Raw genomic sequence first — 12,921 nt, forward strand, 5'->3', positions numbered from 1 at the left:
CATACCTACACGAAAATCAACAATGAATAATAACAGAGCTATTTTTAAAAGAAATCCTATTTAAATTGAAGAAAACCTGCCCATCCATTTTCTTACGTTCAATTAACCAATTAAATTTTAAGCAGTTGCCCCTCTTATTATTTCTTTCATTTTTAATAATGAAAAATATTAATTTCTCACACTCAAATCAATCTGCAAATTCCGAAATACCCATGGTTTAATATTGGTTACATCTGGGTCAATCTCAAAAGTATCCCACTGCGGCGTGCCGCCGAGAATGAGATTAAACCACTTTTCCCGGTCTTTCACGGTCGTATAGATGCTTTCGTCGATTGTGTTTTTAATGTATGGATAATAGACATCAAGGGTCACATCCTGATCTTGCTCGCGCAGCTTCGAAATCAGGCTGCCAATTCGGTCTATTCTGCCGATACGCTGTTCCATTGATGCCGGGTTCCATTCCAGGTCATAATGGAAGATACGTTTGCACTCGTGGTGCAAGTCGATTCCCTCTTGCATGGTTGCCGTTGCAATTAAGACTTGTGGGTAAAACGGCGTATTGAAACCAGCCTTGATCTTTGCCCTTAATTCATGGCTGGTACCTCCGGTAATCGCAGCCACCACATCGGTATTAGCAAGTCCGAGCCTCATTTCTTCTCGGTTGGCCGCTGTTTCGGAACTGTATTTGTCAAGAAACCGCTGATAGGCACTCTTCCAATTCAGAAGGCTCCCGTGGCCAAACGTCCGTTGAATCAACTCACTGTCATCCTTATCAGGGTTCTCCTCTTTTACCTTTCTCAGTTTGATAAAGAACCGCTTATCGCGCCTTAAGAAATGAATCATGGACGTCACCAATTCATCTCTTTCCTCTGGCTGCAACTTGTTCAGATTATCATGATAGATATGCCAAATTCCCTTATAATCAATCACTTCACTGATGAGTTTGGTAGAGATTTGCCTCAGTTCACTGCCTTCACTGTCTGGCAGCTCGGCCTCATCCTCATCTTCCTTTAGATTCATACCGTATTGGATGTAATTCGGGTCGAGCAGATGATTCACTGTTTCCAGAAGCACTGGATGGTCTGCCAGCGTTTGTTTCCAACCCTCCACTCTTTCCAATGCTTTACGGAAAACAATTTGTTCTACAATTCGTTTGATATACATATAATTGGCTTTTACGGTGACATTATATTTTTTATAGGTGTCACTGACCTCATCGGAAATATCCTTTGCTGAAGGGATAATCCTTCTATTCTTTCCGCAAAGTTTAAGGACGGGATGCAGGATGGAATGAATATAACTTTCCTGTAGTAAGAACCAGGATATATCCTGTTTATTGTAAAAACGTTTGTAATAATTTTCAAAACCCTTCATTCCGTTTTCCGGAAATAGCTTGTGAATATCCCGGTTGTAGGAACGATCCAACCGTTTTTCCATACTTCTCTTTAATTCGTTGATGGTCTCAATCCGGTTGCAAAACAGCAGCGTCTTTTCCCCGTCCATTAATGACTGCACCACCTCATCGGCCACCGCACTCAGTTTTGGATGGGCGATTTTTTCGAGACCCAGCTTACTTAAGACTGTCAATGCTTCCAAGCCACGAGTATTAATACTAGCATTTTTCACCGCTTCAAACGAGGAAGTAAATGACTGTTTGACATTAGCGATAAAGGTTCTTTCCCCCTTGGCAAGTATCTCATAAATCGCTTTCTCCATGAATGCGAACGGAATATAAGATTCATTCGATAACGGGATGCCCAGTTTATCTTCATTCGTTAGGGAGCCAATGATTTCACTGCGATATTCATCCTTCTTTTTCACATTTCGAATCATCAGCTGCTTCATGACTTGTTCCAGCAGTTGTTTCTGTTCTAGGAGCTTTTGGTAGACATCATAGGTCTCACGTACGTCATAGACGAGATTTTCGGTCACACCCGTCTCGATAGCACTTTCGAGCTGGAGTCCTTCGTCTCGACTCATTGCGTGGACAAAGGTTTCAAAGTTCCACATGTTTTGCTGATAGATTCTCATTTGACTAAACATGTCCGCAATTAGAGTTTCAAACATGGCCATTTCGTCAGCGGGAATGTTGCCAGATTTGAACATATCGAGGACAGACCCTAACTCGCCCGCACCCAACTCAAAAGGAGTCGCGGTAAGAAAGATTCCTTTACGGAATTTTTGATATACAGCCGCCTTTAGGGCTGTTCGTTTCACTGTTCCCTCATTTTTCATTTTATGGGCTTCATCCAGAATAAGCAGGGAAGCCTCCGGCATGACTTTATTAATGGCTTTGTACCGCAAATCCTTTATTGCCGACCAGATGCAGGCTACACCGGTATTGGAAAGCCCCTCTTCGTAATAGATTCTGTCCAATTCCTCGTACCAGTCTGCGGGGATGTCATGATACGTAATCCCCATGTTTTCATATTCTTCCGGTGCAAAAACACTGGTGTCGCCACCCAGGGCCTCAAGGATTCGTTCTCGTGTTGTCCCCCAAAAGCGTCGATGCTTGAACCAGCAGGCCAGAAAGAAACTCTTTTCATGCTTCCAGCCCATCGAAGAAAACACATTAATGGGGATTAGAAGGACCTTTGCTTGTTTCGCAGCAGTGGCAATCTGGCTAATATACGTTTCGCCTCCCTGCCTGATTCTGGCGATGTCCGATTCCTCAAGCTCCAGATTGTCTGTTTTCAGATTTTTTTCAATAAAATTTCGGATATCGTTATGCCATTTATCATTCAACAGCCAGCTTGGCGTAATAATTACCACAGGTTGGTTCGGATAATGAGCCAGAAACCAAGTGGCCGCCCCAAAGGCAATATACGTCTTGCCCATGCCCACATCATCTCCGAGGATGATGCCGGGCACCCGCTGCAGCATATCGATGGTTTGTGAACATGTTTTTGCCTGTAAAGCGGCCGTTTTCATATCGATACTCGCGGAAAAATCAACTAGCTCTGTGACCTGTTTTTGTGTGGCAATCATCTATTTCACTTCCAATCCAAACGCTTGTAGTACCACATCGAACTGATTCCTAATTGGTTTCTTGGACTTCTTATAGATGTCCTTCCGGATCGAAACTGGCTTGGTCAGCAAATTCTCGAGCACTTGATTCCTATATTCCGGTTCCAGTCGATCCTCCTGATAATGCAAATGCTGGATGACATTCTCGATTTCAACCAAAAACATAAATGTTTCCTCGTTTCCTGCCTCGCCGTTTTGATAGTCTTCGATGATCATATGAAGTAAGTTTTTCAAGCCAATCGGGTTGGATAAATAGTGCTGAAACGCCATTTCTGAGTAAAAGGGCATCTCCAGTCCCTGTTTTAGTGAAGCCATTGCTTTGTAAAACCTCTGCAGGTTATGTCTGAAATAAACGGCTAGCCCGCCGGCAGGTTCTTTGCCATTAGCCATTTGAACCTTCTTCAATCGTTCAATTTCAGATAGACTGCGATATTTTCCGGCTAAATAATCGATGATATCCTTCATCTTCAACTCAAAAGTAAGCTTCACATCCTCCGATTCAAATTCTTCTTTATTACTAATTTGAATCGGTACATAAAAGTCGTACTCTAAACAGATGATTTGCAGATCTTGTGATCGTTTCAGCTTAAATGGGTCAATTATGATTGTTTCTTGTGGCTGTATGGCTTCGTAGATGATTTGGTCCTGGTAATTGATTTTGAAGGACTCAGCCGTTTCATTTAAGCTTATTATTAGTTTGCCATTTTCGTAGACCGCTTTCTCGACAAATATGGCCATGATTTTGTCTTCGATTGTCTTATCCTCATAGGATAGTTCATCTACCTTTACTCGGGTGCTCGGCGGAAATTCAAACTTCATCTTGCCATATTCCAAGATCCCCATCTCAATATTTCGTAACGAGCCGATTCTTGACCTCATGGCATTGTTGGTAAAGTTAACCGAACCGCTTTGAATCAGCTTTTTGCCGCTTTTGAATTCAGCCATAATCATTTTGGCATGCAGCGTCCTTGGTATAGGCTCATCATCTTCTCGGTCCCATTCCCGGTGAATGATATTTAGCTCGGTGTTGTTATAGTTGCTGCATAATTCGCTAAAAATATTCACTGGAGCCGTGACTTTATACTGCTTTTCCTCGTCACTTCTTGCTCCCGGAAAGTAGATTTTGATCTTTGCCTTTGGATACAGTTTTTTGAATTCATCAGCAAACTCCATCATTAATGACCTCTCCATTGCCCGGTCCCTGTCATTTTCAAAGAATGGCGACAAGATGGAGACGGCCTTGCAGTCTTCCTTCAAGCCTTTTAATTCGTCGAAAAAGGTATTGAAAACACTTGTATTATTTATCGTAGTTATTAGTTTGGGATATTCATTTAAGGATGGTATTTGTTGCAAAAATTTCCTGATTTCCTTGAACGAATGATTGTTCTGTAAGCTGTATTGTCTACCCATCCATGTTAAAATCCGAAGCAGATCCGCTGAGATTGTGGTTTCTTCGTCCACCTGTATATCTTCATACCAAATTGACTCAGCATTATAGCATATTCCAGCTTTCGTCAGATTACAAGAACCTACGATAACCCTTAAATAGGTTTCATAGAGCAGTAAATAACACTTCGGATGAAAGGTATGCTCTGAAATCGTCAGATGATCATATAAAAATGTCCGCCCTCCGTGATACTGCTTTGCATCGGAAAGCACAGTAACAGGGACTTCTTGTAGTTTTAGGGCAACCTGATTGCGGAATCTCAGTTCATTTTCATCTGCATTCCCAATAATTCCCAGAAAGCTTGGCAGGAGATGTTTTTCAAACAACTCTGCATCAAAGCCATAGGACATGAACAGTGCCGCGATTGGCGCTTCATCCTCTGTATGGATTAATTCAAAGAAATCAGTATACTTGATCACTTGGTGTCCACCCCGTATCTTCAATTAGCGTTAAGATATTGGTAATTTTATACCCATGAAGGAATTCGGCTGACTCTGTCTTTTTGGGATAATCATAGCCTGCTGTCACTATGATTTGGCTGCCATCGAGGAACATCCAAGGACCGCTGTTCCGTCTTTTCATGACACTCGTATGGTAGGTTAATAGTTCTATTAAAAAATTACCATATTGAGCTTCCATAAGATTCGTAAACCGGTCTAAAAATGCAGCAAACGAAGATCCGTGAAGACTCCCCGCGATTGCCAGATAGTCTTTTTGCCTTAGCAGATCAGGGATATATTGTCCATCAGACAATAGCTTAAGATACTCCCTGCAGCCATTTACAGCCTCTTCCACCGTTACTCTTCCCAAATGCTCCTCAGCCGTCCGAATCAAAGCACACCAAATCCGGTTCACGATAATGGCCAATTCTTCAAAGGCAAGAATGGTCTTAAATTCGTAGACAACTTTCTTACCTTCTTCCGTCTTTGGAGCCTGCTTCGTAATTTGCTCGACGATGTTCATCGCATTCCCTGCCAGTTGGTGGTTGTAGATATAGGAAATCGCTGCTCTGTTTTTCGGATGATCCAAAATGTATTCCTTTAATAAGGAGATTTCCTCCTGATGGTAGGGAAGAAAATAAGGTGCCGATGCCTCATTAATTGATCCATCGAGCGAGGCATGGAAACCAAAAGAAGCTAGTGAGCCTTTGCCCTCTTTCTTAATCATCTTTTCTTCATTCATGGCGCGAAGGACCAATTTGTCATAAATAGAATTGTTCACAAACTGAAGAGCAAGGTTCAACCCCTTATGTGTCAAACTTAAATCCTCTTTAATCAATTCCAAGTCTTCCAGGCTAGTCCGATAAGCCCCGAGACCGCCCAGTTCAAGCTGTCTGGTCAGAAAATGATAATGTAGTGAATCAGGATTGTCGTAATAGGCCTTAACAGCGCCGCGCTTTCCTCTAAAATCTCGCTCGTTTCCGTCTCTCTCTTGTAATTTGCCATTATATCGCTCAACCACAGCCCTTGCCCAGAATCGTTCATATAACTTAAACGCCTCTAGCACCTCCTTCTCGTAATAGGTTTTTCCTTTCTTTTTCAGATACTGATTGCTTATATAAATACCGTAGCAAACCATACTGTAATATCTGGCCCTTGATGTACGGGTTGTAAAGCTTGGCAGCACCACATTTCCCAGCAATTGAGCAAAATAATCAAAGGCCAACGGGTCAAGGATCGTTGTTTCATCCTCTAAAGGTGAATATTTTGTCCAGGATAAGGTTGATGGCATTTAAGTTCCTCCCATTTTAATACCGTTCATCTTTTCTTTAGCTACTACTATAGTACTAGCTTCATTGCAGCAGTTATATTGGTAATTGCTAGAACAATATCATAATTGCTCGACTTTACCCTTATTCCGCCTTTTTCTTTTAAGTATACAATTTTATACAAATTTTTAGGTGATAAAAAAATAAGGTTTACCATAAATGGTAAACCAGTCACTATCTTATATATTTCCCCTTAACTTCTACTGTAGGAAAATTCAGTTCACTTTAAGGATGCATCTTTAGCAGATAACTCAAATTCCTTTTCAAGAATTTTAAGGACAAACCTATATGCATCTGCTTGACCATTTAAATAGTCTCTTCTACCAATATTTATTTGCTTCGTAAAATTTTCGCACGTCTGGTCAAGGAGTATCTGAATTAAACTATGGTAACTCTCAATTTTAGCTTTTCTATAAGTTTCCGCCATTAGAGAGGCCTCCTTATTTTTTCAAGCCACATCACATTTGTATATAAAACTATAAATATATCTAGATTCTCCAAGCCCTTCTCTCAATCGTCCCGAGAAATGCATCTACTTGATGGCTTTTACTTAAGCCGGTTTTACACCAAATGGCAAAATGCTCACAATTATTAAAAGCTAAACTATATTTTGTTTCCCCTAATCGCGATTTGGCTCTTTTGACTGTTTCCTCCGGGGAGAAAACGGATTGCCGCTCAAAGAGTTGGTTATAGTCTGGTATTAAGAAGCCGGCTTTAATAGGTTTGGATTTAACAGCTTTGTTTTTATATGTACAATCCAGGATAAAGAACTCACCCGCGTCTCTCAGGAAGTGGTCCATTCCCGTTTCCATAATTTTATTATCTTGCATGCTGATGTCAGAATTCAGAGAAGTGTAATGGATGACACGGTTATTGCCGATGTAGACACCGTAATGTTCATATAATCCCCTTGATACACCAATGACAGCACCTTTCGTTAAAGCCTTCTCTTCTTGTAAATCTTTTAAGAAATTTGATAGTTTTTTGCTTATTTTAATTACATCTTCAATCGTTTCTTTGATGTCCTCTAGATCCATAGGGCCAGTTTTGATTCTGATATTACCGTTACTATCCGTTTTAATTTACGGATATGGCTTTTTTACTTGCGGATAAGCCGTTTTTATTTGTGTTCAATCGATGAAGCAGACTGACTAAGGACACGGGTTATTTTGAGACGCACGTGGTTCAACTTGCAGCTTACATCAGTCCCATTTGGTTCGTGAGCGGGTCAAGATGATGTAGGGACTCTTCCTACTCTACACCCACTCAGAAATTAAAAAAAGTGCCAGGCACATTCCAATTTACTGGTGTGCCTGGCACTTAGTTACATTTTTTAGGTTAAATCTCAACTCTTTTTTCAAGGCTGAATAATCTTTTGTCCATTTCTGTTACTCTTTTGTTAATATAATCCACTTCGAAATCAAGATTCTTTTTCTGTAACTTCAGAAGACCAATTACATCATCTTTTTGGGAGGCCTCGATTCTCTTAACCGTATCAAATACCTCGTCAAGTTTTTCTTCCATGTTATGTTGTCTATCATCAATCCCTTCTAGTTTTTCTTCCATGTTATGCTGTCTATCATCAATCCGTTCTAGTTTTTCTTCCATATTATGCTGTCTATCATCAATCCGTTCTAGTTTTTCTTCCATGTTATGCTGTCTATCATCAATCCGTTCTAGTTTTTCTTCCATATTATGTTGTCTATCATCAATCCGTTCTAGTTTTTCTTCCATTCTTTCCTGTCTATCATTCATTTTTTCTAACAAATCTAATATTTTGTTTTCCATTTCGTTCACCATCCATGAGTTCATTATAATGTTTTTTATCATTCCTTACTATTGTTTTAAGACGTTAATCCTTTCCTTCACCTGCCGCAATAATAGAGGTAAATACTGCAAAATAGAATAAGAGCTATCATAGGAAAAGTTATACTTAAGAATCGTGAGTATCAATAGTGAGTCTTTTGTTGAAGAAAACATACTTAAGTGGATTTTGGTCAGTGCTGTTTTATTGAACATAATAATTTTTTTGAAAAACACCTCCCAATAGGAATTTAAACCGTAGAAGAGAAGAACTTTTAAAGAAAATGCATGATATGAACGAAGATCAGAAGTGAATAAAAGTGCAAACAAGGTAGAATTATGGAGGTAATTGCAGATAATTGAAAAAGCTATAAATAGTATAGCAATGTGGAAGCATCGCTGAAATACCTTTTTAAAGATTTCAAGAAATTGTAATATATTATGAGTTGTTTAATGGAGTATGATCTGATTAAGAAAATTACTGCCAATAAAATACGGCAGTGTTAGCCTTTTTGAAGTTAACATAATAAAATTACGGAATATAACAAAAAGGACAGTTACCGATTTTTTATCGTAACTGTCCTTTTTCATATAATGAAGCATAGCAAGTTGACCTAGTTTTTCTTATTTGGTTCATGTGGGTTTTATTGAGTGATATCTTCTGGGTTTTAAAGGAAGAGCCCTTTCCCTAATTGTCTCTACTTTGCCATGAACGGTACCGATTTTCAGTGTGTTACCAACCACGTTCCTGCATACGATTTTTTGCATCCAGCGTTGAAATTTCAATACCTTTCATTGGTGTTCCCAGCTGTTTTGAAATTTCAGCAATCAGTTTATAGTCTTGATAGTGCGTTGTTGCTTCCACAATGGCACGAGCAAATTTTTCTGGGTTATCGGATTTAAAAATACCTGATCCTACAAATACTCCATCTGCTCCCAGTTCCATCATTAATGCTGCATCGGCAGGTGTCGCTACTCCGCCGGCTGCAAAGTTAACAACTGGTAAGCGCCCTAATTTTTTGATTTCGACTAATAATTCAAATGGCGCTCCCAAATTTTTGGCTTCCGTCATTAATTCATCTGTACTCATCCCGACAACGCGTCTTACTTGTGCATTCACTTTTCTTATGTGACGGACAGCTTCGACAATATTTCCGGTTCCCGGTTCCCCTTTTGTACGTAACATCGAGGCTCCTTCTCCAATACGACGAGCAGCTTCCCCTAAATCGCGGCACCCGCAAACAAATGGAACCGTGTAGTCGCTTTTTAATAAATGGTATTCTTCATCCGCAGGCGTTAATACTTCACTTTCATCTATGTAATCGACGCCCATTGCTTCTAATACACGGGCTTCGACAATGTGTCCAATTCGCGCTTTTGCCATGACTGGAATGGTTACCGCGTTCATTACTTCCTCAACGATACGGGGATCTGCCATACGGGCTACTCCCCCAGCAGCTCGAATATCTGATGGCACTCGCTCCAAAGCCATAACCGCAACGGCACCTGCTGCCTCGGCAATTTTCGCTTGTTCGGCGTTAACGACATCCATAATAACGCCGCCTTTTTGCATTTCAGCCATTCCGCGTTTTATACGTTCGGTTCCCAATTGTTTCATAAAAATAACCTCCAATGATTTGATAATTACAAGTATAATAGAAATTGACTTCATGAAAAGGTTCAGTTTTTTAAAAAACAATGTGGTCAGTTAGGAGTATGGCAGATGGATATGCTTATGTTTAAATTGGATAAAAGTGTGGCAAAACCTCTATATGAACAGCTTTATATCGGAATCAAAGACGCCATTATCCAAAAACAAATTGAAGTGGGAACTAAATTACCATCAAAGAAAAAATTAGCCGAATTTTTAAATATCAGTCAAACAACCATTGAAATTGCCTATGCCCAACTTGTTGCAGAAGGCTTTGTGGGCTCGAAACCTCGCATTGGTTTTTTCGTAGAAGAGATAGACGAATTGCCCTATATTGAAAAAGAGCTTCTAAAAGCAACTGTAGGGAAGCCCGAGCAGAAAATCGTTCCATTTGACTTCCATCCCGGAAAAATTGATACAGACTCATTCCCTTTTTCACTTTGGCGGAAATATGCAAAAAATTTATATGATAGCAGTTCAAAAGAGTTATTACAAATTGGAGACCCTCAAGGAGAATTTGCATTAAGAGCAGAAATTTCAGACTATCTTTATCAATCGAGAGGGATTGTATGCAACCCAGAACAGATCGTCATTGGTTCGGGAACGGAACAGCTGCTTCCTATGATTCTACGATTACTGGAAAGTGATGCAAAATTTGCCCTTGAAAATCCAGGCTATTCCGCCATCCCAAAAATCCAATTGCAAAATCGAGCCATCTCCATTCCGGTTGATGAAAATGGGGTAATGGTGGATGAACTTGAAAAAACAAATGCCAATGTAGTTTACATTACACCTTCCCACCAATTCCCTACGGGTGCTGTACTATCAGCAACAAGAAGAACGCAGCTAATAAACTGGGCAGCAAAGGATGAAAATCGCTACATCATTGAAGACGATTATGATAGTGAGTTTCGGTATATCGGAAAACCCATTCCTGCCTTACACGGTTTGGATCAAAACAATAAAGTCATTTATTTGAGCACGTTTACGAAATCATTAATGCCATCATTGCGTGTTGCTTATTGTGTATTACCTTCAACGCTGTTACAAAAATATAAAGGAACATTTAGTTTTTACTCCGCAACCGTACCTAGATTTGATCAACATATTTTAGCCAACTTTATAAGAGATGGATATTTTTCCAAACACTTAAACCGGATGCGGAAAATTTATCGTAAAAAACATGAAAAATTAACCAATCTATTTAAAACATGTTATCCTGATGTCACGATTACGGGAGATCAGGCAGGAATGCACATTTTAATTTCTGTCCCTGTGTCAAATACTGAAGATCAGCTGAAAGAGACGGCAGCCAAAAACGGTATTGCCATCTATCCAGTAAGTGATTATCTATTAAGTCCCATTGATTATAAGCATCCAACCTTTCTATTAGGCTTTGGCGGTATTCCATTAGACCAAATTGAAAAAGGCATTCGCCAACTTATGCTTTGTTGGGGAATTTCGAACCGTGCCTCTAGATCCTCACAGCAGATATGAGTCCGATTCAATATTGGAAAATTGGGGTCAGTCCCCCAGCACACTAAAGTTTTAACGCACCGGCGGACTGACCCTTGAATTGAGTTATTAAACAAACTAAATAAACCGAATCAGCAGCATCCCAAAAAGGTGCTGCTGATTCCGTTCATAATTCTTAGATTATTTTTTGCTACTATAAAAATAAGAATGCAATTGGTGTGGCAATGATTAAACTAAGGACGGTTCTTAGGAACCAAAGGATTACAAGTTGACGAATTGTAATTGGAATGTCTGTTGATAGTATACATGGGATACTTGCAGAGAAGAACATGATAGAAGATACACAAGTGACTGCAATAACAAACTTTGTTACGATGGCAGATTTAACGACTAATAGTGCTGGCAGGAACATTTCTGTAATTCCAATTGCTGAAGCTTTTCCAACTAGCAACGGATCTGGAAGCTGAAGTAAAGCTGTGATTGGATAAAAAATGTATCCTAAATAATCGAAAATTGGAGTGTATTCTGCAAGGAGTAAGCCAATTAAACCAACTGATAAGATCGATGGCAAAATGCCCATCGTCATTACCATTCCATCACGTAAGTTATCCCAAATATTTTTCCCAAAACTCGGTGCATTTTCTGCTGCATTCATTGCATTTTCCCAAGCTTTTTGTATATAATTTCCCTTTACAGTCTCTTCTGGATTGCCCTTTTGGCCATTATAATAATCATCACTCATCTTACTGATTGGTCTTATTCTTACAGATATTGCAGTAATAGCAAATGTAACCAGCAATGTTACCCAAAAATAAAAATTCCACATGCCCATAAGCCCCAGTGTCTTAGCAACCACAATCATAAACGAAACAGTGACAGTAGAAAATCCCGTAGCAATAATGGCAGCTTCTTTTTTGGTGTAGTTTCCTTTTTTATATTCCCGATTTGTAATTAATAATCCTACTGCAAAACTGGCAACGAATGATGCCATTGCATCTACGGCTGAACGACCCGGAGTTTTCCATATAGGTCTCATAATTTTTTGACAAATTACTCCCATAAAATCGAGAAGACCATACCCTACTAATAAAGCCAAAAATACCCCGCCTAAAGGAACCATGATCCCAACTGGAACAACTAACAAGTCAAAGAGAAAAGGGCCAATATTTGGATTCATCAGCCAGCTTGGACCTACTTTTAAGTAGATGATTAATCCAACGACAAATCCTAAAACTTTAAGAATTGAGAATACAATATTAAAAGTGTTTTTGTTCCATGTTTTTGTTACAAATGGATAGATTGCTCCCCCTAAAATGACAAGCAACGCGTAGATAGGTGTAACGGAAGGGAAAGTAGTATTTAGCCATGTAACAATATGATCAAGCGGGATAGATGAGGTACCATTTAAAGTAATTGGAATAAAAAATACAAAAATACCAATTGAACTAAAAAATAAGAACTTCAAAACATTTGAAATACTGTACACTTTTTGTCTCTGAATTTCAGAACTTGTTTCTACATTAGTAGATTGTGGATTCGGCATAATAGTATAATCTCCTCCATTAAGCATAAATAGTGTTTAAAAATAAATCGAAACCTATATGCTACTTGACAAAAGGTGAACATAGAGAGAAAAGACTAGGAAATGTCCGATTTAATCCGAGAGCCGAAATTAGCCTCATCATTCATTTGCAACCTTTCAAGAGTATTCTATGACTAACTAGTTAATTAATCTTCAAATAGCTTCCT

9 protein-coding genes are annotated in these 12,921 nt (G+C 39.4%); 1 reads left to right on the forward strand and 8 read right to left on the reverse strand.

The window, feature by feature from the left end; translation table 11 throughout:
- Positions 1 to 168: 168 nt before the first annotated feature.
- From ACNQGS_RS08340 to pdxS, 7 genes are all read right to left on the reverse strand, one after another.
- Positions 169 to 2,988, reverse strand: coding sequence for a DEAD/DEAH box helicase family protein (locus ACNQGS_RS08340; protein WP_491486928.1), 2,820 nt, complete (start codon positions 2,986 to 2,988; stop codon positions 169 to 171).
- Positions 2,989 to 4,893: a phospholipase D-like domain-containing protein gene (locus ACNQGS_RS08345; RefSeq protein ID WP_491486929.1), complete on the reverse strand. Its 1,905-nt coding sequence runs from the start codon at positions 4,891 to 4,893 to the stop codon at positions 2,989 to 2,991. It abuts the gene before it with no gap.
- The gene (locus tag ACNQGS_RS08350; RefSeq protein ID WP_491486930.1) at positions 4,877 to 6,205 is read right to left on the reverse strand and encodes a hypothetical protein; all 1,329 of its coding nucleotides are present in this window, start codon (positions 6,203 to 6,205) and stop codon (positions 4,877 to 4,879) included. Before ACNQGS_RS08350 ends, ACNQGS_RS08345 begins: the two co-directional genes overlap by 17 nt.
- Positions 6,206 to 6,462: 257 nt before the next feature.
- The gene (locus ACNQGS_RS08355) at positions 6,463 to 6,669 is read right to left on the reverse strand and encodes a hypothetical protein (RefSeq protein WP_491486931.1); all 207 of its coding nucleotides are present in this window, start codon (positions 6,667 to 6,669) and stop codon (positions 6,463 to 6,465) included.
- Between the two features lie 61 nt (positions 6,670 to 6,730).
- Complete coding sequence (locus ACNQGS_RS08360) at positions 6,731 to 7,279, reverse strand: lecithin retinol acyltransferase family protein (RefSeq protein ID WP_491486932.1); 549 nt, start codon at positions 7,277 to 7,279, stop codon at positions 6,731 to 6,733.
- A 301-nt stretch (positions 7,280 to 7,580) separates the two neighbouring features.
- The gene (locus tag ACNQGS_RS08365) at positions 7,581 to 7,997 is read right to left on the reverse strand and encodes a hypothetical protein (RefSeq protein ID WP_491486933.1); all 417 of its coding nucleotides are present in this window, start codon (positions 7,995 to 7,997) and stop codon (positions 7,581 to 7,583) included.
- 781 nt (positions 7,998 to 8,778) lie between these two features.
- Positions 8,779 to 9,663 carry a pyridoxal 5'-phosphate synthase lyase subunit PdxS gene (gene pdxS, locus ACNQGS_RS08370; RefSeq protein WP_491486934.1) on the reverse strand — a complete coding sequence of 295 codons (885 nt, stop codon included), beginning with the start codon at positions 9,661 to 9,663 and terminating at the stop codon, positions 8,779 to 8,781.
- Positions 9,664 to 9,768: 105 nt separating this feature from the next.
- Between pdxS and pdxR the strand changes: the two genes are divergently transcribed.
- Entirely contained in the window at positions 9,769 to 11,193 is a 1,425-nt protein-coding gene (gene pdxR, locus ACNQGS_RS08375; RefSeq protein ID WP_491486935.1) for a MocR-like pyridoxine biosynthesis transcription factor PdxR, read from the forward strand.
- Between the two features lie 172 nt (positions 11,194 to 11,365).
- Here pdxR and ACNQGS_RS08380 read toward each other — a convergent pair whose 3' ends face one another.
- Positions 11,366 to 12,715: a YjiH family protein gene (locus tag ACNQGS_RS08380; protein WP_491486936.1), complete on the reverse strand. Its 1,350-nt coding sequence runs from the start codon at positions 12,713 to 12,715 to the stop codon at positions 11,366 to 11,368.
- Between the last annotated feature and the right edge of the window lie 206 nt (positions 12,716 to 12,921).

This window comes from Neobacillus sp. PVCKKU3, from assembly GCF_058323225.1.